We start from the raw sequence: 21403 nt of genomic DNA, 5'->3' as shown, positions 1-21403 counted from the left end.
ACGAACGCTGTGGACGCCCCGGCACGTCGGTGCTTCGGCCCGACCGGTCGGGCTCGAATCGGACGCGACAGCCGCGTCGAAGGGCTCCGCGGGCCTCAGTCCGCGGCCGCCAACTTCTGCCGGCCCGGGTCGACGAGGCGGTCGAGCGCGTCCGCCAGTGCGCTCTTGCAGTCGTCGGGGTGGAGGTCGCCGGCTTCGACGGCCGCCTCCAGCGCCGCGTACGAGTCGAAGGTCACGTCCCCGCCGAAGCGGTCCTCGCGCTCGACGGTCACCGCGTCGAACCGCGGGAACACGTGGAACTCGAACAACTGCAGGACCGGGTTCTCGAGCTGGACGTCCGCGGACTCGACGCCCTCGGGGAGGTCGTCGCTCGACAGGTGCGCCTCCGGGTCCGGGTCCGCGGTGGGCGGACAGAACCCGGCCTCGACCTTCGCCTCGATGTCGGCCGTCGAGTCCTCCATGCTGATGGTGACGCCGTCGCTCGAACTCATCTTCCCGATGCCGGTCTCGAGGTCCGCGATGAGCGGCGTGTGCAGGCACGTCGGCGCCGGCTCGTCGAGCTTCGGGAGGACGTCACGCGCGAGCATGTGGACCTTCCGCTGTTCCATCCCGCCGACCGCGAGGTCGACGTTCAGGTACTTGATGTCGAGCGCCTGCATGAGCGGGTAGTTCACGTGACTCACGCGCTCGGCGTCGTCGCCCGCGATCTCACCCATCGACCGCTGCGCGCGGTTCATCGACGTCTCCAGACCGAGTTCGTGTTGGTCGAGCACGTAGTCCTCGTCGAGCTGGAACTCGGAGCCGAGCACGAACTCGGTCCGCTCGGGGTTCAGGCCGAACGCGACGAACTGCTCCTGCATGCGCTCGGCGGTCTCGCGGATCTCCGCGAACGACCCCTTGTCGTTCAGGTACGCGTGCACGTCCGCCAGCAGCACCACCACCTCGAACCCCGCCTCCTGGAGCTCCATGAGCTTCGTCGCGGTGAGCATGTGCCCGAGGTGGAGCACGCCACTCGGCTCGTAGCCGACGTACGCGCGCTCCCCCTCCGGGTCCGCCGCCAGCTCGCGGAGTTCGGACTCCGTCACCGCCTCCACCGCGTTGTTCGTGATCAGTTCGAACGCGTCCTCGACCTCTGGGTCTGCGTCGGACATCACGATTCGACGAACAACACCCATCGCAGTCGTCCTCGCGTTCGGCCTCCGACCCAACTCTGTCTTTATATGCCATCGACCCGTGACATCGTCTTCCCTCGAGTGGACCCTCAGCGTCGAGAACTTCCCTTCACCCCCGGCGTAAAGCAAAATCCAGAAACATATTCGTACGAATCGACTGGCAGTTTTACGATTTTCATGATGACTCGAAGTCACGTTCGAACTGGTTTCGTTCGGACTCGCGACCGACGCGGCTACGGTTCGAGTTCGCTGAGCGGCCCGACGTTCGTGGCCTGGAAGCCGAGCATGTCGTCGTAGCCGTCGGTCGCCATGAGGACGGGCGTGAACGGTTCGGGAGCCGTTATCTCGCCGTCGTCGCCGGTGGTGTCGACGGCGAAGGCGTCGCCGGCGTGGACGCGTTGGAAGTTCCGGCCGGTGAACGCGAGGTCGCCGCGGTCGACGACGCCGTCGACGCGGTAGACGTCGAGGTCGACGGGTTCGACGGCTCCGGGGAGGGCGCCGCGGGCGGTGAGGAATCGCTCGAGGATGCCGCGCGCGCTCTCGGCGGCGCCTCGGGTGCGCATGGGGCCGCATTCGACGGCGACGCCGTCGACGACGTCCTCGAGGCCGCCGTCGACGTAGCTGATGTCGACGATCTGTTCGAGGCCGGTGGCGCGCACGACCGCGTCGGTGGTCTCGCTGGGGTTCTGGAGGAGCGCGAACGGCGTCGGTTCTGCGTCCGTCGAGTGGAACGTGATGACTTCGGCGTCGGCGAGTTCCTCGCGGAGCCTGGCGGCGAGCCGGCGCTCGTGGGACCGACTGTGTGGATCGCCGGGGAACGCGCGGTTCAGGTCGTCGTCGACGTAGCGCTCGCCGGCTTCCATCGCGCGCTCGTTCGCGACGACGAACTTCACGCGCCGCTGGAACGCGGGGTCGGTAGCGAGCAGGTCCGCGATGGCGTACGCGCCGCAGGGTTCGTCGCCGTGCAGCGCCGCGACGACTGCGATGGGTCGTCGGTCGTCGACGGGGCCGCGCTCGAGGCAGTACATCAGCGACGCACCCCCGGACGCGGCGTCGAGAGCGCTCGTTGGGTCACGGCCGGTCGTGGGTTCGAGTCGGGTGCTGGCATCGTGTCGTGGTCGACGCGCCGCGTTCACCGCTCCGGCGTTCGCTCGCGTCCCCAACGCTCGGTTCAAGTACCTCGGGCGTCCGGCGACGAGCAGGTCGCGCTTCCGTTCTCGACAGCGGCCCGCACTTAATGGTTGTGTTGGGTCGGGTGGTGGACGCCAGGTGGGGTGTCGTGGGGACGCGATGGTTCGACACGATGCACAAGCTCGAACTGACAGGTGGACGCGGCCCGTCCAAGCGTGCGCGCTCACCGAGCGACGCGACCCGAAAAGCCCCGTCCCGGAGCGCGTGGTCGACCGCGTCGTCGGTCGGCTCCGAACCGGGAGGTAGCTTTAGGTCGTGCCGTCGACAAGACGCTGCCATGGGGTTCGTGACCGTCCGGGACGAGGGAGAAGAATACTACGATTGGCACCTCCGACCAGGGGGTGGTCGGCCGTTCGACGTCCTCTCGGTCCTCGTCGACTTCGTCGACGACCGCGAGTTCACCGTCGACGGGAGCGACGTCCTCGGCGCGCTCGAGGACCGAATCGACACGGACTGGGGCGACACCAACCTCAGCCCGTACCTCAACACCGACAGCGACGCCCTGGACCTCCGGACCGCCGGCGCCCTGAACAAGGTCAAGGCCGTCGGGAACGAGAGCCGACGCCCACTCCAGCTCGACGGCGCGATGATCCGCACGCTCGCCCCGGGCTACTTCGAGCACGCGACGAGCGACGACGTCCGCCGGAAGACGCGCTACCTCGGGTCCGCCGTCCTCGACGACGAGGACCCGGACCCGCGCGCCGCACGCCTGTACGCCAAACTCCGGTCGCACGCCACCCTCGAGGACGACGCCGAGGACCCGGCGGTCGCGGTTCGGTTCCGACAGTTCGGCCGGCCTCCAGCGGACGAGGACGCCGACTGGCTCGCGGACTACCCGTTCGACTCGCCGCCGCTCCTCCTCGGCGAGTTCGACAAACAGTACGTCGAGTTCGCCGTCCTCGCCGACGTCGAGTACCGGAACCTCGAGGTCGATGCACCCGACGAACTCGCGGACGCGTTCAAGTCGGAACTCGTCGGGTACCTCGCGGCCGCGCTCTACGACGACTACGCGGAGTTCACGACCGAGGCGAGTCACGCCACACGCAAAGACCACGTACGCAAGGATGCAGACACCGAGGGCGTCGACGACCCGGCCGTGAGCGCGCGGATGACGTTCTACGACAGCGTCGTCACCGTCGACACGGACGCGAATCACGTCCAACTCGCCGCACTCTACCAACGTGACAAGAACTGACCGCACGACCACGCAACCGAACGACACACCACCAGCTCACCACACGACGCCACGCCATCACACCACGTCACCCCACGAAACCAACACAGTATGCCAATGACTACCGACAACGACCACGACCGGTCCATCGAGGACGTCTGGCGCGACATCCTCGCGCGCAACGGCGTCAGCGAGGCCCAGGCCGACGACATCGTGACGCTCACGTTCGGAACGCCCGCACTCACGCGAGACATCCCCGACATCGAGGACGTCCCCGACATCGCCAAGGACGCCCTCGCCAACACCGAGTTCGAGACGTACCTCGACGACGACAAGGACCCGGCGCGCGTCGAACACCAGCTCGTCGGCGCGCTCGAGGACGCCCTCCGCGGCGTCCACTCCGGGCCGGCGGCGCTCCCCGACGCAACCCTCGACCAGCCGTACGACCGCGTCACGGCGACCGGGAACGGGAAGGAGGGTACTGCAGGGGCGAGTCGGGGCGTCGGCCAACCGGACCTCGCACAACCGTACAAGTCCGCGGCGGCGGCGCGCGCCGCCGAGAGCAGCCTCGACGAGGACGACATCGCCCGGATCGCGACCGTCCTCGACGACGTCATGACCGAGTATGAACTCGAGACCGCGGACCTGTACGCCGCGCTCGAACGCCTGGAGGAGGAGGAGCGGACGGAATGACGGAGGAGTTCGCCGCGTTCCGCGACGCGTTCAAGGCGGAGACGCTCACCGAGGACGGCGAGGAGCACGTGATGGCGCGCGCTGACTACACCACGAACACGCTCCGGGTGCACGAGGCCGCCGACGACCCCATCGGGATGACGCTCATCCACGCGCTCGTCTCCCGCGAGGAGTTCATGCACGGCGAGTGGTCCGTCGGCCTCGTGAACTCGCTCTCGCGGCTGAAACTCGCGAGCATCGACGCGCTCTACGACGCGCTCGACGACCCGACGGTCAGGGCGGACCGCTTGCGGACGCTCTACGACGCCTGGCTCACCGCTCAGACCGTCGAGGCGGCCGTCGAACCGTTCCAGGAGGCCGTGGACAAACTCCAGATTCTCTCGGTGGTGTACGACGACGCCGAGTTCCCCGCGAAGATACAGAGCACGTTCGACGCCGTGTACGGCGACGAGCACGACGCCGACGAGATACACGACCGCCTGCTCTCGGAGATCGAGACGCAGACGGCGATCGCTCGCGGCGCCGTTCACGCCGAGAGCGACGGCGCGCTCTACGTCAACCCCCTGTACTATCACGCGCTCAGTCACGCCACTGGCACCGACAGCGACGACGCGGCGGCCAGCGACGCACAGCGCGAACTCAACCGGCTCTCGCAGCGTCGGAGCGTCGCCGAGACCGTCGCCCAGGTTACGCTCGACGTCCCCTACCCCATCGCGCCGCTCGGCCCGGACGCCGATTTCGACGCGCTCTGCGTCGAGGGTCTCGACGTCGACCCCATCGACCCCGGCGCGCTCGAGGACCGCTACCGGGTCGCGGACGAGGACATCGACGAGTACCTGCTCGCGCACGCCGACGCCATCGAGGACGACGACGTCCAGGCGGCGCTCGGGACGGACGTGGACGCGTACGCGGACACGTGGCTCGACCACGTGTTCGTGTCGACGCTCCAGGCGCTCGAAGCGCTCGACGACGAGATCGACGAGCGCGTCCACGAGCTCGACGCCGACGACCTCCGCCAGCGATTGAGCGAGCGCGTGCACGGCGTCGACATCGACGCGGCCGAGACGATGCTCGACCGACCGACGCCACTCCTCGAGGTTCCCGCTGCGGCGACCACGGACGTCCCCGACCAGGACCTCATCGGCGTCGAGAAGGAACCGCTGCCGAAGGTCCTCATCGAGGCGTTCGAACAGCACGGGTCGTTCGGCGCGGTCGTCTTCCAGCCGACCAGCGACGAGACCAAACGCCAACTCAACTATCACGCCGTCGACACCGACGACCTCGTCGACCATCCGGGCGTCCCGGACGGCGTCGACAGCTATCAGGCGCTCTGGGAGCACTACTTCGTCGGGAAGGAACTCCTGAACACGCTATTCATCCGCCGGCACGAGTACGAGGACCGCGTCCGCGAGGCGTTCCGCGACGGATTCCCGGACAAGTACGCGCTCGAAGCCGCGCTCGACTCCGTCGACTACGACGCCGTCGAGACGCCCGACGCCGCCGAGGACCCGACGGCCGCGCTCGGCCCGGACTCCGGGCTCGCCGCGAAGAACCTGGACGGCCTCGACGATTCCTTCCGCGAAGGGCTCGCCGAGCAAGACATCGGGGGGAGCGACGACGGAGAGACGAACGGCGAGGGTACCGCCGACGACCCGGACGCCGCGGCTCGGATGAACGCGGTCCTCGACGCGTACTCGCTCGACGAACTCCGGACGGCCGCGGCCCAACTCGACGAGGTCGAGCCGATACCGATCGACGCCGACGCCTTCGACGACGTCGAGTGTCCGCTGTGTGCCATCATCGCCGACCCCTGCGGCGGCGACGCGTGCGTCACCGCCGACGTCCGCGCGTCCTACGACGCGCACCTCCCCGCACTCCTCGACGAATACCTCCGGCTGGAGCGCGCCGGCCACCAGTAAGGCTTCTCGACTTCGGTTCGCGTGGACGGTTTCAGCTCCCGTCGAGCAGTCGCGTCCCGATGCGTCGCGGCAGCCCCTCGTCCTCGACGCGCTTGATGACGCGGTCGACGTCGTACTCGACGCGCCGGAGTTCCACGGTCGCGTCCTCGACGTCGAGCACCGCGTACGCCGCGTCCGGGTCGCCGTCGCGCGGCTGGCCGACGCTTCCCGGGTTCACGATGAGCTTCCCATCGACCTTGGCGCGATGCTGGAGGTGCGTGTGCCCGAGCACGAGGCCGTCGTGGTCGTCGAGGTACGGTCGCATCTCCGGGAACCCGCGCGGTCGAACGTACCGACCGAGCTGGTCGGGGTCCGGGTGACTGTGCACGAGGCGGAACCGGTCGCGAGCGATGGTCGTCCGCGGCGGCAACGCGGCGAGCCACTCGCGTTGCGCGTCGGAGAGTTCGCGCTTCGCGTACTCCAGACCCCGCATCGCCATCTCGTTGTGACTGTACTCCGCGGGCGTCTCCACCGTCCGGTCGTGATTCCCCTGCACGACCACCGAGCACGTCTCGCGGACGCGCTCGACGCACTCGCTCGGCCACGGCCCGTACCCCACGACGTCCCCGGCACACACCGTCGCGTCCACCGCGTCGTCGTCGTCGACGTCGTCGAGCACCGCCTCGAGCGCCGGCAGGTTCCCATGGACGTCCGAGATCAACGCTATTCGCATACGCACACGGTCGACCGTCCCACAAGTAAAGAACGGGGCACGGCCACACGTCGTGTAGCGTCGCAGTCCTCAATCCGTCGCCGCTGCAGTCGCGTTCCCGTCGGTCTCGCTCGACTCGCCGTTGTCAGTCCGTCACCGGAGCCCTCCCCTCCGGTCCGGGTGCCTCACCACTGTCGTCGTCGGTCTGGTCGTCAAGGAACTCGTCGAACTCCTCGTCCTCGTCCGTCTCGATCAGTTCGAGCAGCGCCGGGACCGGGTCGTCGCCTCGCGCTGCCGCCACCACGTCATCGACGTACGATTCGACGTCACCGAGCTCGCGGGTCCCCCACGCGTCGAGGTCTTCGGGGTCCGATGGCGGGTCGAATCCGACCGTCGGAGTGCGGCCGTCAGGTTGCAGGCCGTTCCCGACTGGGTCGCGGACGACGGTGGGGACCGCATCCCGGTCGAAGTCGAATCCCTCGATTGACGCGTCCGAGCGCTTCGCGAGCGCGAGTCGACTCAGGAAGCCCTTCGCACGTATCGCCTGGAGGAACTTCGCTCGCGTGAACGCGGTCCGCTCGAGGACCGCCGTCAGGTCCGCGCGAACCGAAACGAGTTCGGGCTCCTCGACGCGCCCGGCCCTGTCGACGGCCGACCGGTAGCGGTCCCGGAGCGACTCGAGCTGTTCGCGGCGGCCGGTCGTCCGTCGCTCGAGCTCCCTGATCCGCTGCTGGAGCTCCATCTCGCCGAGATCGGTGAGGTCGTCGGTGTCCTCGGGGTCGTCGAACAGCCACGCCTTCGCCTTCGAGAGTATCGAAGCGAGCATCCTAGTCGTTCCAGTTCGTCGAGCGAGTATGAACGGCGACCCCGAGGTACCGAACGTGTAACTCGCCGCCGGCACCTATCGGCGGGTGCGCCGTCAGGGTCCGGGTATGCGCCTTCTCGTTCACCGACGTCAAACCGAGTGACAACGGGACCGACGCGACGCCAGTCCGGCGCGGTCACAGGGCAGTCCCCTCTCTCGAATGCCCCTGCAGCGAGCGCCACGAACGAAATCGCGGGCTACAGGGACTGTAGCCCAACGCTCGACCCATTGTGGTACTGGGAGACTGATCGAGTGCAATGGGAAAACGGAAGGTCACGACGTACACGAAGGTCGTCATCGAGAAGGGGTCGACGGACTGGATCGTCGAGTGCCAGCACTGTCGGGGGAGCGGCCAGAAGTACCCGGGGTACAGCGACACGCACAGCAAGTCGAAGTACGAGTGCCCGACGTGCGGTGGGAAGGGCGCGAACCGCATCTCGGTCGGCAGCGGCGAGGGCCTGTTCAAGTGCCAGCATTGCCGGGCGAGCGGCCAGAAGTACCCCGGGTACAGCGGCACGCATAGCAAGCGCGAGTACCAGTGTCCGACGTGTAGCGGGCACGGCGTGCTCGCGCTCGCCACCGGCCGCCTCGAGTGCGGGAACTGCGACGGTACCGGCCAGAAGTACCCCGGGTACGGCAAGACGCACAGTAAGCGCAAGCACCGCTGCAACACGTGCAACGGCGCCGGGTCGAACGAGATCTGAGGGCCTCGCTGCGGTCGCCTCCGGGTCTTGTAGGTGGGTGTAGGTGTTTTTACGCCCCGGGTTCGGGGTGTGGTGTATGTCGAATCCGACCATCGAGGTGACTGGACGTGCGCGCAAGGACGTCGAGGCGGAGTCGTACGAGTTGGAGTTCGAGATAGAGGCCGAAGCCGACCGGGCGAACGACGCGCGGGCTCGCGCGAACGACCGGCAGGGGACGGTGACCGACGCCATCGAGGCGGTCTCGGACGCGGTGTCGGTCGACCTCCGCTCGGGGTTCGTGGGGGAGTCAGCGAGCATGTTCGACGCGGACGAGGACGCGGCGTTCGTGGCGCGACGCACCGTCGAGGTGCATTGCCCGACCGACGTCGTCGAGGACGTCGTCGCGGCGGGCGTGCAGTCGGGCGCGCTCCTCGAGGACGTCGACCCGGCCGCGTCGAGCACGACGCGAGCGGCGGTCCGCGGCGACCTCCTCGAGGCGGCGACCGAGCGCGCTCGCGAGGACGCCGAACGCACCGCGGCGGCCGCCGGCCACGAGATCGCCGGCCTGGACGCCATGGAGACGCGCGAGTCGGGGCCGTTCGACGCGCTCGGCGGGGACGACGGCTTCTTCGACGGGGGCTTCGAGCACGAGGCGGGGGTGGTCGAGATCGGCGTCGCCGTCGACGTGACGTACGCCATCACCCCGACCGGCGACGACGCCTGACGCCGCCCGCCGCGGGCGTCCTCGTTCCATACTTGAATCCACCGTTCGGTCGCGACGGCAACGCCGCCGCTGGGCGGTCGGCCGTCCAGGTGTCGAACGGGCCGTCGCTCTGACGGCACCAATCAATATGAGCTTCGAGTATCCGTTCCACGACCGGCATGGCTTCCCGCTCCCGCAGGCGAGTACCGAGACCGACGCGCGCGTCCAGGTGAGTCCCGGACTGAACGCGCTCAGCGTCCCGCCGCGCGTCCAGGACGTGCTCGGGAACACCGTCGGCGTCCTCCAGTTCCCCGTCGTCTTCGCGGGGTATCGGTCGCGTACCGCCGCGGGCGCTGCGTTCCGCGTTCACAAGCGCGACCTCTGCCGGACCGCCCGCGCCGTGGTCGACGGCGACGAACCGCTCGACTCGGGGGCGCGGCGACTCGTCGGCCACGACCGCGCGCTCACCGACCTCCAGGCCGGGTTCAGTACGGTGACGCGCGCCGGCCTCCACGCGTTCCTCTCCTGGCTCGTCGAGGACGAGGCGTACGTCGACTGGTACGTCGACAGCTACGCAGAGAACGACTCGTTCGCCGAACCTGACGCGCTCCGCGACGCCATCGAGACCCTCGGCCGCGGCGCGGGCCGCGGCGGCGCCGTCGCCACGCTCGCCGGCGAGTACCGCGACGTCCTCGACCGCCACGGTCTCGGCGCGTTCGAGACCGCCATCGACGTCGCGCTCGACCCACCGCTGTCCACCACCGGCCTCGAGCACCCGCCGGCGGACGGACGACGCGCGAGCCACGACCGCGAGGGCCCCGGCGCTCCCAGGGTCCTCTCGACGCACGACCTCGAGGCGCGCGCCCATCGCGTGCTCGACGCGGTCGCCGATCTGGACACCGAGACGGGCGCCGACCGCGCACTCGCCGCCTTCCACACCGGCCTCCGCGAGGCCATCGGGGATCCCGCCGACGGCGGCCTCGCACCGGCCACTGCGGCGGGGAGCTGGGCGACCCAGACCGCCGTCGCGGACCTCCCGCTGCTCGCCGAACCGCACCGCGCTCGCCCCGACGACCGGACCGCGCGCGACCACCAGGACAGCGTCGGCTACCCCACCGGACAAGCGTGGCTGTTCGCGCAAGCGTACGAGGCCGCCGGGTTCGGCGCCGTCCTCTACCAGCGCCGCGGCGGCGACCCGAACTGGCTCGTCAGCCCCTACGTCGCCAGCGACGCCGTCCACGGCGGCGAGTCCTACGCGGCCGTCTGGGAGCGCGCGTTCGTCACCGACCGCCTCACCGCGCGCCTCCTCGACCGCGCCGCCGACATCGGCCGCGGCAACGAACGCCTCACCTGTCCGCTGTGCGCGCTCTCGACCGACCGCTGCGGCGGCGACGACTGCGCGTTCGCCGACCAACTCGCCGCGTTCCGCGACCGCGCACCCGCACTCGTCGACGCCGTCCAGACCGTGGGTCGCTGACCGGGAACCGACCGTCTCACTCCGCTTCGAACGCGTGCAGGGTCTTGCCTATCGTGCCGATGTACGCGGTACCGTCCACGATGACGGGAGCGGATTTCGCGTTGCTATCGATGTCGGCGGACCATCGTTCGGTGCCGGTCGCAGCGTCGAACGCGTACAACTTCCTCGTCCCGATGTACACGGTATGCTCGGCGATGACGGGGTGCGTGTGGTCGACGCGGCCGACCGACACTTGCCACTTCTCGGTCCCGTCGGCGGCGTCGAGCGCGAAGAGAGCGTCGTCCCAGGTTGCCACGTACACCGTTCCGTCGTGGACGGCCGGTGACGCGGGGACGCCTTCGTTCTCGAAGTGCCAGCGCTCCGTTCCGTCCGTCGCATCGAGCGCGTACAACCGCCCGTCGTGACTCCCGGCGTAGACGGTGCCGTCGGAGACGGCGATACCGTCGAAGACGCCGCCCTCATCGAACTGATCGTATCCGTCGTGGTCCGCTGTCTTGAACCGCCACTGTTCCTCGCCGTCGTCTGCGCTCACGGCATAGACGTGCCCGTCCTGGAACCCGCTGCCGATGTAGACCGTGCCATCTGCCACTGCTGGGGCGGTCCAGACTTCTGAGCCGGTCTGGAACCGCCACCTCTCGGTACCTGATTCGGCGTCCACGGCGTACAGTCGCCTGTCGTGACTACCGAAATACACCGTTCCGTCGACGACCTTCGGCGCACCGAAGACGACGCCGTCGACGTCGAACTGCCAGACGACCGATCCGTCCGCACGATCGAGTGCGGTGAGCGACCCCGTCTCTTCGCCGTGCGGGCCGAAGCTCTCCCCCAGGAAGACCTTGTCGTCGACGACCGCCGGCGACGAGAACGTCACTGACCCAGACGGGTAGCGCCACTGCTCGGTTCCGGTTTCGGCGTCCAGCGCGTGGAGATGACTCTGCTCGCGCTCCGGGAGGGCAGTGTCGGCGTCGTCAGCGAGGTAGACGGTGCCGTCGACCACTGCTGGCGACGAACTGATGCGGTAGTCGGTCTCGAACCGCCAGCGTTCGGTCACCGGAGCCGTCGGCGCTGTCGAATCTGTGTAGCCGGTGTTCGACGGATCGGGTCCGAACATCGGCCACTGGTCTCCATCCATAGTCCTGTAACCACACTGGACTGTCGCTATTAAATATCTTTCCGCGAGTGACTGTCTCCAACGCGTGTAGGTCAACGCGCTCCCTTTTGCGCGTTCGACGCCCCGGGAGGGGTATGTCGGTGAACCAGCCGTGATCGGAGCGGTCGTACGGGCCCCGCCGGACGCGCTCGAGGCGTCGCTCGCGGACCCGGCGTATCGGTGTGCGGTTTCGACTGCGCTCGCGGACCGCCTGGACGTCTCGACGGACCGCCATCTGCGGGTGGAGAGCGAGGCGACGCGGGCGTTCGTCGTCGTCGAGGACATCTACCGCGGGGAGCGGCCGACGCTCGCGCTCGCCGAACCGGGGCGCGACCGCCTACAGGTCCGCGAGCGCAGTCCGGTGTACGTCTCGGGGCTGGTGCCCCGCGAGGACGTGATGACCGCGCGTCGCGTCGGCGGGTTCGCGGAGACCCTCTGGGACGACGGCGACAGCGACCGCTTCCTCGTGTCCGCGTGCCACGGCGGCGACGTCGAGTTCGGGACCGTCGACGCCGGTATCCGCGTGTACCGCGGCCTCCGAGACGCCGGCTTGCCGTGCACGCTCTGGGCGTGCCAGGGCTTCCAGCCGGACGCGTTCGACCGCTGGCACGTCCCCGAACCCTGCCAGTCGCCCGAGTCCTATCCGGGACTCTCGGAGATTATCGACCGACGGTTCGAGCACGCCGTCAGCGTCCACATGCAGAACGCCGACCACGTCGGGGTCGGCGGGCGCGTCGACGACGACGTCCGGCACGCCGTCGGCGACGCACTCCGCGAGCGCCTCCCCGACTCCAAGCGCGTCGTCACCGACCTCGACGAGATGAAACTCGCCGGCCGTAGCACGACCAACTCCGTCAACTACCTCGCCCAATCGGGAGGCCTCCACCTCGAACTCACCCCCGTCACGTGCTACCGGTATCGGAAGCGCGTCGCCCGCGCCATCCTCGACGTCTATGTTGACTGACGCTCCGCGACATCGGGGACGCCTCACCGAGTACCGGCCGTCCCATCGTCCGTCGCACGGATACTTGTCCATGGGTTCCGTAGGTACGGACGTGGCTTGGACGGCGATGGTCGTGACCCTGCTGACAATCGTGCCATGACCGCGAACGCGAGGAACGAGGACCGAGTCGCGGACGTTCGCGAGCGATTAGCGGCGTTGCCAGCCGTCGGTACGACGCCCTCGGCGACGCTGCAGACCAGACGCGCCGTCTCGGACGCCCGCTCAGTCGTCGAGGACGAACCGACTGCTGCCGGACGCCTCGTTCCGTCGCTCGCGGGCGTCCTCATCGACACGGCAGCGTTCTCTCGGAGCACGGGGACGGACGTGTTCGGCGTCGGGTCGGCTGTCCGCCAGGTACAACTCGACGCGACCCGGGCGTTGGCGGCGCTCGACTTCCCGAGATTCCTCGACACTCCCGCGGACGCAGACGCGGTGCGGGCGCTCGTGCGAGCGTTCGCGGTTAGCGTGAACGTCGAGGGTACCGTGTCGCGGCATCGCGTGGACCACGTCGGGATTCGAGGGCTCGCCGACCTCGCCGTCGCGGCACCGACCGAAACGGCCACCGCGGTCAGCCCCGACGTGCTCGCGCGGACGCTCGAATGCTGGGCGCGAATCGACCCCGACGAGCACACGTCCACGGGCTCGGCGGTCGTCCGACTGCTGGCAATCGTCGCCCGGAAAGCGCCCGAGAAGCTCCCGCCGCTCGACGACCTCTCGCCGCTGCTTTCGGCGGCGGCCGAGTCGAAGTACCCGCAACTATACGCGTGGGCGCTCCTGACTCGCTGCACGGGCGTCGACGCGCGCCCGTCCGACGCACCCGTCCCGGAAGGAACCGACGAGGTCGTCGCGTTGCTCGCGGAGCGCGCCTCGACGAGTCCCGACCCGCGCATCCGCGAGGGTGCCGTCGGGGTCCTGTCGGACCTGGAGTCGCTGAACGACGTCTCAGCGGAGACGTTGCGAGGCGTCGCCACTTCGCTCCTCGAGGGGAGCGGCGGCCGGGACGACGGCGACCAGTGGGTCGCAGCGACCGGACTGGAGAGCCTGCTCGCGGCGGGCATCCTTCCGCCGACCGTGGTCGATACGATACTCGAGACGCCCTCGTTCGGGTTCGCGAACTCGACGAAGCGGGACCGACGGGCCGTCCAGGAGTGCTATACGACGCTCCTCGAATCCGAGCAGTTGACCGTCGCACACCTCTCGGCCATTCTCGAAGACCTCGACGCCTTCGAGACCGAGGAGCCCGAGAAAGACGCGTTCTACGTCGCCAGATTGCTCGTGGACGTCGTCTCGAACGAGGCACTCGCTCCCGGACACGGGTCGCGCGTCGTCGACCTCCTCGCGGAAGCCGTCACCGCGCACGACACCCGCGCACCGGTGAAGGTGGCCGTCGCCGCCGAGGGTCTCCTGTCGGCCGTCGACCTCTCGATACCCCGAATCCGGGACGTTCTCGATATCCTGACCGAAGTGGCCGCGTCGACGGAGTACTCCGACGTCACCGCCGAGGCCTTCGAGACGTTCGCGAAGACGACCCCGCCGGCGACGATAGCCGAATGCACTGATTCGGTCGTCGACCTGGTCGAAGCCCTGATCGTCAATGAGGACGGCCTCAACGGCTTCGCGATGCGATTCCTCGACGCGGCAATCGAGGCGCTCATCGATGCGGGGATGCCGACCGACGCGCTCTTCGAGGCCGTGCTCCGGTCGCTCGAACGCGCCATCGACGACGGGGACGCGTACGTGCCCGACGGCGTCGCGACGTGTCTCACGGTCCTCCACGGGGACGCTCGATGCAGCCAGGTGAGGATACGGGCGGTCGTCGCCGCTCTCGAGCGCGCCGCTGTCGAGACCCGTGGAGCGTCGCGAGTACGGGCATTCGAGACGCTCTCGGCACTCCTCGACGACGCCGCGGACGTGCCCGTCGACACCCGGCGACTCCGGTCGCCGCTGGCCTGGAGCGTCCGAAGTCCAAACCCCGAGCACAGGGCGACGGCGTTCCGGACGCTCGCTGCCTGTGCCCGTGCAGGCGGGATGTCCGAGGCGTCGGTGCGCGAGTTCGTTCCAGTCCTCGTGTACGGGTCTCGGGCCACGCACTTGGACGTGCGAACGGCAGCAGTCGAGGCGATCGAGGCACTGGCTTCCGGCTCGCTCCTGCCCCGAGAGGCCGGTCCCACCGCGTTCTGGGAGCTTCTCGGGGTTCTCCTCCTGGAGTCGCCACCCGAGGCTCGGATGGGCGTCGAGAAGTTCGTCCGCGGTCGGTCGGACGGTGCCGCTCCCGCTGCGGCGACGGCGCTGCACGCGCTCGTCACTGCGGGGTACGCCGCGAACCAGGACGAACTGGCCGGCTGCGAGAGCACGCCAGGAGCCCTGGATCGCTTCCACGACCCCGACGCGATACGTCCCTCGCTCGATTGGCACACGGCGGCGAGCACTCGCGTCATCGACGAGTGGGAGCGCGACACGTACGAGACCGTCTTCGATGCCCTCGGGGGTCTCGCTGGGACCACTGCGGATCCGGTCGAGGCCTGGCGGGAGTCCCTGATAGAGCGAGCGCGCTTGCCATCGAACCGGCGACGACGCGTGGACGTCGTCGACCGTCTCGCGACGACGCAGACCCTGGCGGCGACCAGCACTCGGGACGGAGAGCGCCACGAGCGCTGACGGCGTTCGCGAACGTGACTCCCTCGTAGCTACCGGGCTTCCAGACTCCACGAGTCCGCCCAGTCCGTGGGCGGAGCACGCTGCACGTGGGGCGCTGTGGGAAGCCGTCGTTCCCTCGCGCGTTCCAAGTATCTTCCCTGGTATAAACAGAGAGATTAGGTATCTGCCAACACCGCCACTCCGGAGTGTCGGGTCCATCGTCTTGGTATGAGTCAACAAGACCCACTCCAGACGCGGGCGGAATCGTCGACCGACCAGACGCCGCCGTTCCCGGTCGCGGTCGCGGCGAGCGCCTATCGCGGCACGGAGGAAGCGGTCGGTCGCGGGTATCGCGGGCTCCTCGCACTCATCGCGCCGCTCCTTGCGGCGTACGGCTACTACACCGACTCCGAGCGCAACGCGGCGACGCGCGCACTCCTCCTCGCGATGGGGCTGCCGCTCGTCGACGGCGTGTTCCCCGCGCTCGTCCTCGGCGGCGCCCTCGACACCGTCCCCGGGCTGCTCGTCGTCGGCGGCACCATCTTCGGCGGCCCGTGGATGCTCACCATCATCTTCGAGGAGATGGCGGGCGACGACCGCCGCACTCGCCTCCTCCGCGTCCTCAAGGTCGCCGCCCTCGTCGTCCCCGCGGCGGGCCTCGAGGCGGTCGCCGCGCCGACGCTCGCGAGCCTCCTCGACATGAGCGTCTTCCACGTCTTCAGCGCGCTCATCGTCCTCACCGTCGGCGCCAGCATCGCCAACGACGTCCTCGCCGCGAAACTCGTCGCCCCGAAGTACCTCCTCGCCGCCGGACTCGTCGCGAGCGTCGCCGCACGGCTCCTCGAACCAGCCCCGATTACGCTCACGGTCATCGTCGAGCCATTCGTGGTCGCGCAGGCGATGGGCGCCGCCGGAATCGCGACCACGCTCGCCCTCGTCGGCGCGTTCGTCGGCCCGCGCGTCGACGACCACCTCGACCGCGACGCCTTCCGCACCGGCGCCGGCATCGCGCTCGCGCTCGTCCCGCTCAGCATCGCCGGCGTCCTCCCCAGCCTCTCGTCGCTCGCCGTCTTCGCACTCGCCCTCGCGTTCGCCATCGACACCGGCGACGACACCTGACCCCAGCCACCGGGGTCGTCCACGGTCGAAGCGGTCGTCGTCGCACGACGACGGCGACGCCCGTGGGGCGACCTACGAATCGAGCCAGCGGCCGGGTGCTTTTTTGCGAGCGCTCGCGGACGCTCCAACCAAGACGCCTCACAGAAACGCCAGCGACCGCGCGACACATGCATCCATGAACCGGAGGACGACTCGTCGATGACGGCGACGGACGACATCGCGAAGCGGCTGCGTGCGAACGCGGCGGCGACGAGGAGAGGCGAGTACGACGACCTCGAGGCCGCCGTCGAGGCCGCGGCGGACCGTATCGGCGCCGACGCCAACGAGGCCGAAGCGCTCGTCGGCGCTCTCGTCGACGTGCTTGCTGGACAGGTCCGCGAGGTGAGTACGGCGGACGCGCTCGTCCACGACACGTCGCGGGCGAACGCCATCGAGTACCAGATAGCGAGGTTGCTGGAGCAAATCTCTCTTTCGCGCCCGTCGTTCGTTCTCGACCACGCACGCGATTTGGCCGCGGTCGCCATCGAGCAGGACGGGTCGCTGAACGACGCCGCGATGGCGCTCTCTAGCCTCGCGCGCGAGCACCCCGCAGCCTTCGCGGCTTGCTGTCGCGCCACTGCCGAGGTCGTCGACGACGGAGAGGCCGAGGCGCGCAGCGCGGCATTCACGTTCGTCGCAGACCTCGTCGAGCTGACGACGACCTGGCTCCCGTCGGACGCCGCCACGGAGCCCTCCGCCGCGTACGCCGGCGACGCCGAATCAGTGCCCGAGACCCCACCGGCCGTCCGCGACGCAGCGGCGGTCGACGCGGTCGCCACCGCCGCCGTGAGTGCCGTCGACGCCGACGCCCCCGACAGTCAGGCCGCCGCACGCGCCTACGCCACCGTCGCGCGGGCGGCGCCGGACGCCGCACTCCCCGGAACGCCCTGGGTCGCTCACGCCGTCCGGACGGCCTCGGACGCCGACCTGCGTGCCCCGCTCCTGAACGCGCTCGCCGCGCTCGCCACTGCTCGACCGGCAGCGCTCACGTCATACCGGTCGACGCTCGTCGACGCCCTCACCGACTCCGACGAGCGGGTCAGAGAGACCGCGGGTGAAGCGCTGTCGGCAGTCGCATACCGCGAGCAAGGGGCGGTCCTGGAAATCCTCCCAGCCGTCGCAGCCGTCGTCATCGACGACCTGCGAGGGACGGCGCCCGCACTCGAGGTCCTCTCGAGTGCCGCGAAGGGCGATGCCTACTCCCCCGATGCGGTCCCGGACGCGGTACTCGACGTCGTCGACAGCGTCACCGCAGTCCTCGACGCGACCGACGCGGACATCCTCGAGCCGGCGACCGGGTTCCTCGAGACCGTCGCGGACACCGACGCCGCGCTCGACCACGCGCCCGCCCTCGCAGCCCCCGACACCGTCGAGGCCCTCGTCGACCTCGCGACCCGCGACCCCGGTGGACTCACGCAACTCCACGCCACTCGAGTCCTCCGAGCAGTCCTCGAGTGGGACCCCGGTCGCCTCGACGCTATCCTGGACGCACTCGTCGACCGACTCGACGCGGACCCCGTCGAACGCCGCGTCGGCGCGCTCGAGGCGATCGATTCGATACTCAACGCTCCCAGCAGCACGGACCTCGCTCGCCAGGAGGCGCCCGCGTACCGACGCCTCCTTCACGCGCTCGTCGACGCGCTCGGGTCGTCGACACACAAGCTCACCGTCGACACGCTCACATCGACACTCGGTCGCAACCCGGACGCACTCCGGTTCGTCCACGACGACGTCGAGGACGCACTGACCGCGACCGAATCCCACGTCCGGGTCGCCGGCTACGAGGTCGTGACCGCCGCCGCCAGCGAGGGCTCGACCACCGTCCTCGCGTTCGAGGACGCCATCGAGCGCGGCCTCGCAGACGACGACCCGGTCGTCGTGAACGCAGCGCTCGAGGTCGCCAGCGAGGTCACGCCAGAACACCACGAAGCCGTGACGCCGCTCCTGCCCGCCGTCGCCGCCTGCCTTGATGACGACGACACGCGACGCACCGCCGCCCAGGTCCTATCGAACGTCTCGACGGACGCGCCGTCGGCAGTCCTGGACGAACGCGAGGCCATCCTGACAGCGTTCGCCGACACCACCCCGACGGCCGACCCCGACGACACCCTCGACGTGACCCGGCACCTCGCGGCGGTCCTGTCGAACGTCGTCGACGCGGACCCGACGGTCGTCGTGCCAGTGACCGAGGAGCTCGCGGCGCTCGGTCGAACGATGACTCACCAGTTCGACCAGACCGCTTCGGACGCGCTCGAGGCGCTTGGCGTCGCCGCAACGGAGTCCCAGGCCGCTCGCGATGCCCTCCTGACCGTCTACGAGCGCGGCACGCCGATGGCGGCGAACGCCGCTGCCACCTACGTCCGGACCGTCGTCGAGGAGGCGCCGGCGGCCGCGGACGCACTCGTCCCACGCCTCTGCGAGCGCGACCTCGAGACCACCGACCGCATCGATGCCCTCGCGGCGTGCGCGAAGCGCCGCCCAGCGGCGGTATCCGTCGCCGTGCCCGCGCTCCGCGACGTGGCTGCGACTGAAGACCTCGACGAACGCACGGCGCTCGTCGCTCGAGCACTCGACGCCCTCTCTGCCGTCGCCGCTGCGGACGAATCGGCCGTCCAGTCGGTCGTCCCGGTCGCCGTCGAAGTCCTGTTCGAGACCACCGAAACACCCGCCGCGACCGCCGCGGTTGAGGCCCTCGCGGACCTCGTCGCCGCCCACCCGGCGGCGACGCGAGCGGCGCTGCCGACCTCGGCGACCGACTCCCCGGTCGACCTTCTCGACGTCGACCTCACCGCCGACGTCGCGTCGGACGCCGTCCGGCGCGGCCTCGCCGCCACCGACGCCACCGAGCGCTTCGAGGCCGCGTTCGCGTACCGGACGCTCGCAGCCGACGACCCGGACGCCGCCGTCTCGCTCCTCGACGCCGTCGTCGCACACGTCGAGACCGAACCGCGACTGACGCGCCTCCAGCTCTACGGCGCCGTCGACATGCTCGCCGAATCTCACCCCGACCCCGTCTCCGAGGCGCTCCCGGCACTGGTCGACGGCGTCCTCACGACGGGTCCGACGCCGACCGTCGCCGAGTCGGGGTTCACCGACGCCCTCGCGTTCCCACTCGTCGACGCGCTCGTCGAAGCGACCATCGCCAGGCCCGAACGCGTCATCCCGCTCGTCGACCGGGTCCACTACGGGCTCGACGCGCCGACACGCGGCGAACGGGTTCAAAGCGCCCCCTACCTCGCCATGGTCGCCGTCGCACGGACCGAAGCGCCCGACCACGACGGCCTCGCGAACGCACTCGAGGACGCCGAACCCGCGCTCCGGTCGCTCCTCGACGGCACCGACCTCGAACGCCAGATCGCCGCCTTCGCACTCACGGGCCTCCAGACAGCTCTCCCCGACACCCTACCCGTACTACGAGAGATCCTGGAGCAGCCGGCCCACCCGTTCGCCGAGGAGACGATCGAGATGCTCACCCTCGTCACTCACGACAGCACTCAGACGCTCGCCGCGACCCCCGGGAGCGTGGAGGCGCTCCTCGCCGGCGCCGACCATCAGGACTCAGCGGTCCGCGCCGGAGCCGTGGGCGGGCTTGGGGCGATAGCACGAACCACGGGCAACGAGCGGGCGACCGCCGCAGTCGGCAAGGTCCTGACCGACCCCGCGTCCGACGTCCGCGAGGAAGCCGCACGAGCGATCGGGCACGCGCCCCGCCAGCTGGACCCGCTCGACCCGGCGCTCCCAGGGCTCGCGCGAGCGCTCGCCAGCGACGACGAGACCGTTCGGCAGGCAGCGACCGACGCCCTCGAGTTCCACTCGGAGCCATCAGACCGCGACCTCGACGCCGCGGCGCTCATCGACGCCGTCGCGAACGCCGACGACGCCGTCACGGCCCCCGCGCTCTCCTTGCTTGCCGTCATCGCTCGGAACCGACCGCAGGACGTCGTCGACGCCGGCCTGGACCCCATCCGCGACGAGTTGCAGCGACCCGACACCGACTCGGCAGGTGACGCACTCCGGGTCGTCGACGAACTCGCCGAGCACGTCCCGGCGGCGCTTCAATCGCTAGTTCCGGCCCTGGGGATGCGACTTCACCGGAACCGCCTCGAGAATACGGAGCTCGGGCTCCGTCATCCCAACCGGGTGACCTCGTCGATACTCGAATCCATCGCCGAGGAGAAGCCAACAGCCGCCGTCGACGTCGTCCCCGAGCTGGCCGAGGTGTTCTTCGAGACGGCGGCCGACGAGATGCCCCTCGCCGTGCACGCTGCCCGCGGCGCGCTGCAGACGATTGCCACCGAACGCCCCGACGCGGTTGCCAGCACCGTCGAGGAGGCCGTCACCGCGCTCGAATCCGTCGACGCGACCCGTCGAAAGCGCGGACTTGACCTCCTCGCCGCGCTCGTCTACGCGGACGTCGTCCCCATCCAAGCGGTCCGCCCGACCGCCACGGCACTCGTCGCGGACGACGACCCCGACGTCGGCGAAGCCGCGGCCGACTTCCTCGAAGGCGCCGTCTACCACACCGAAGCCACTAGACCGGAGGAGACGGTGCCGGTCCTCCTCGACGCCACCCAGTCCGGCGACCCCGACCGCCGGGGCGAGGCAACCGCGGCGCTCGCTGCCATCGCCAAGGACACCCCCGACGCAGTCCCGATTGAGCCCATCCGGGACCTGCTCACCGCGGACGACTACACGACCGCCGGGTCCGCCATCCACTGCCTCCAAGCCCGCAAGGACGCAGTGGACTTGACCGCCGGCGAGCGCGCAGTCGTTCAGGAGACGCTATCCACCGAGGCCGACCAGCGCACGAGGGTCGTCGGTATCGACCTCCTCGCAGCCACCGACACGACCGCAGCCACCACGCCGCAGTGACGAGGAACCGCCGCG

At 69.7% G+C, this 21403-nt stretch carries 15 protein-coding genes; 10 read left to right on the top strand and 5 right to left on the bottom strand.

Going from position 1 to position 21403, the window contains the following annotated elements; translation table 11 throughout:
• Positions 1–95: 95 nt before the first annotated feature.
• Entirely contained in the window at positions 96–1151 is a 1056-nt protein-coding gene (locus VYJ16_RS18330) for a tyrosine--tRNA ligase (RefSeq protein ID WP_336351770.1), read from the bottom strand.
• A 254-nt stretch (positions 1152–1405) separates the two neighbouring features.
• Entirely contained in the window at positions 1406–2200 is a 795-nt protein-coding gene (locus VYJ16_RS18325; protein WP_336351769.1) for a M14 family metallopeptidase, read from the bottom strand.
• 440 nt (positions 2201–2640) lie between these two features.
• Between VYJ16_RS18325 and VYJ16_RS18320 the strand changes: the two genes are divergently transcribed.
• The 3 genes from VYJ16_RS18320 to VYJ16_RS18310 all read left to right on the top strand — a co-directional run bounded on the left by VYJ16_RS18320 (position 2641) and on the right by VYJ16_RS18310 (position 6149).
• A complete protein-coding gene (locus VYJ16_RS18320; RefSeq protein WP_336351768.1) occupies positions 2641–3558 on the top strand; it encodes a hypothetical protein in 918 nt (305 codons plus the stop codon).
• 96 nt (positions 3559–3654) lie between these two features.
• A complete protein-coding gene (locus VYJ16_RS18315) occupies positions 3655–4230 on the top strand; it encodes a hypothetical protein (protein WP_336351767.1) in 576 nt (191 codons plus the stop codon).
• Entirely contained in the window at positions 4227–6149 is a 1923-nt protein-coding gene (locus VYJ16_RS18310) for a hypothetical protein (RefSeq protein ID WP_336351766.1), read from the top strand. The genes VYJ16_RS18315 and VYJ16_RS18310 overlap by 4 nt, the downstream gene beginning before the upstream one ends.
• Positions 6150–6180: 31 nt before the next feature.
• Here VYJ16_RS18310 and VYJ16_RS18305 read toward each other — a convergent pair whose 3' ends face one another.
• Positions 6181–6861 (bottom strand): metallophosphoesterase family protein, encoded by a 681-nt coding sequence (locus VYJ16_RS18305; protein WP_336351765.1) that lies wholly within the window; start codon positions 6859–6861, stop codon positions 6181–6183.
• Between the two features lie 124 nt (positions 6862–6985).
• Positions 6986–7666 carry a hypothetical protein gene (locus VYJ16_RS18300; RefSeq protein WP_336351764.1) on the bottom strand — a complete coding sequence of 227 codons (681 nt, stop codon included), beginning with the start codon at positions 7664–7666 and terminating at the stop codon, positions 6986–6988.
• A gap of 296 nt (positions 7667–7962) precedes the next feature.
• Between VYJ16_RS18300 and VYJ16_RS18295 the strand changes: the two genes are divergently transcribed.
• From VYJ16_RS18295 to VYJ16_RS18285, 3 genes are all read left to right on the top strand, one after another.
• Positions 7963–8409: a hypothetical protein gene (locus tag VYJ16_RS18295; protein ID WP_336351763.1), complete on the top strand. Its 447-nt coding sequence runs from the start codon at positions 7963–7965 to the stop codon at positions 8407–8409.
• A gap of 76 nt (positions 8410–8485) precedes the next feature.
• Positions 8486–9112, top strand: a complete 627-nt coding sequence (locus VYJ16_RS18290; RefSeq protein WP_336351762.1) for an SIMPL domain-containing protein — start codon at positions 8486–8488, stop codon at positions 9110–9112.
• Positions 9113–9239: 127 nt separating this feature from the next.
• Positions 9240–10568: a hypothetical protein gene (locus tag VYJ16_RS18285; RefSeq protein ID WP_336351761.1), complete on the top strand. Its 1329-nt coding sequence runs from the start codon at positions 9240–9242 to the stop codon at positions 10566–10568.
• A gap of 16 nt (positions 10569–10584) precedes the next feature.
• Here VYJ16_RS18285 and VYJ16_RS18280 read toward each other — a convergent pair whose 3' ends face one another.
• Positions 10585–11700, bottom strand: coding sequence for a PQQ-binding-like beta-propeller repeat protein (locus VYJ16_RS18280; RefSeq protein WP_336351760.1), 1116 nt, complete (start codon positions 11698–11700; stop codon positions 10585–10587).
• Between the two features lie 130 nt (positions 11701–11830).
• Here VYJ16_RS18280 and VYJ16_RS18275 point away from each other — a divergent pair, with 130 nt between their 5' ends.
• The 4 genes from VYJ16_RS18275 (at position 11831) to VYJ16_RS18260 (ending at position 21388) form a co-directional block, all read left to right on the top strand.
• The gene (locus VYJ16_RS18275) at positions 11831–12682 is read left to right on the top strand and encodes a poly-gamma-glutamate hydrolase family protein (RefSeq protein WP_336351759.1); all 852 of its coding nucleotides are present in this window, start codon (positions 11831–11833) and stop codon (positions 12680–12682) included.
• A 135-nt stretch (positions 12683–12817) separates the two neighbouring features.
• Positions 12818–15379, top strand: coding sequence for a hypothetical protein (locus VYJ16_RS18270; RefSeq protein WP_336351758.1), 2562 nt, complete (start codon positions 12818–12820; stop codon positions 15377–15379).
• A 207-nt stretch (positions 15380–15586) separates the two neighbouring features.
• On the top strand, positions 15587–16477 hold the full coding sequence (locus tag VYJ16_RS18265; protein WP_336351757.1) for a DUF5794 domain-containing protein: 891 nt from the start codon (positions 15587–15589) through the stop codon (positions 16475–16477).
• 198 nt (positions 16478–16675) lie between these two features.
• Positions 16676–21388, top strand: a complete 4713-nt coding sequence (locus VYJ16_RS18260; RefSeq protein WP_336351756.1) for a HEAT repeat domain-containing protein — start codon at positions 16676–16678, stop codon at positions 21386–21388.
• The last annotated feature ends 15 nt before the right edge of the window (positions 21389–21403 follow it).

Source organism: Halorubellus litoreus, assembly GCF_037081675.1.
Lineage (GTDB): Archaea > Halobacteriota > Halobacteria > Halobacteriales > Natrialbaceae > Halorubellus > Halorubellus litoreus.
The sequence above is the reverse complement of the archived record's forward strand: the minus strand, read 5'-3'. Positions and strand labels throughout refer to the sequence as shown.

What these genes read in the sequence shown, in the direction of transcription:
- VYJ16_RS18330 (WP_336351770.1), bottom strand. Translation starts at nt 1,151, where the DNA reads ATGTCCGACGCAGACCCAGAGGTCGAGGACGCGTTCGAACTGATCACG.
- VYJ16_RS18325 (WP_336351769.1), bottom strand. Translation starts at nt 2,200, where the DNA reads ATGTACTGCCTCGAGCGCGGCCCCGTCGACGACCGACGACCCATCGCA.
- VYJ16_RS18320 (WP_336351768.1), top strand. Translation starts at nt 2,641, where the DNA reads ATGGGGTTCGTGACCGTCCGGGACGAGGGAGAAGAATACTACGATTGG.
- VYJ16_RS18315 (WP_336351767.1), top strand. Translation starts at nt 3,655, where the DNA reads ATGACTACCGACAACGACCACGACCGGTCCATCGAGGACGTCTGGCGC.
- VYJ16_RS18310 (WP_336351766.1), top strand. Translation starts at nt 4,227, where the DNA reads ATGACGGAGGAGTTCGCCGCGTTCCGCGACGCGTTCAAGGCGGAGACG.
- VYJ16_RS18305 (WP_336351765.1), bottom strand. Translation starts at nt 6,861, where the DNA reads ATGCGAATAGCGTTGATCTCGGACGTCCATGGGAACCTGCCGGCGCTC.
- VYJ16_RS18300 (WP_336351764.1), bottom strand. Translation starts at nt 7,666, where the DNA reads ATGCTCGCTTCGATACTCTCGAAGGCGAAGGCGTGGCTGTTCGACGAC.
- VYJ16_RS18295 (WP_336351763.1), top strand. Translation starts at nt 7,963, where the DNA reads ATGGGAAAACGGAAGGTCACGACGTACACGAAGGTCGTCATCGAGAAG.
- VYJ16_RS18290 (WP_336351762.1), top strand. Translation starts at nt 8,486, where the DNA reads ATGTCGAATCCGACCATCGAGGTGACTGGACGTGCGCGCAAGGACGTC.
- VYJ16_RS18285 (WP_336351761.1), top strand. Translation starts at nt 9,240, where the DNA reads ATGAGCTTCGAGTATCCGTTCCACGACCGGCATGGCTTCCCGCTCCCG.
- VYJ16_RS18280 (WP_336351760.1), bottom strand. Translation starts at nt 11,700, where the DNA reads ATGGATGGAGACCAGTGGCCGATGTTCGGACCCGATCCGTCGAACACC.
- VYJ16_RS18270 (WP_336351758.1), top strand. Translation starts at nt 12,818, where the DNA reads ATGACCGCGAACGCGAGGAACGAGGACCGAGTCGCGGACGTTCGCGAG.
- VYJ16_RS18265 (WP_336351757.1), top strand. Translation starts at nt 15,587, where the DNA reads ATGAGTCAACAAGACCCACTCCAGACGCGGGCGGAATCGTCGACCGAC.
- VYJ16_RS18260 (WP_336351756.1), top strand. Translation starts at nt 16,676, where the DNA reads ATGACGGCGACGGACGACATCGCGAAGCGGCTGCGTGCGAACGCGGCG.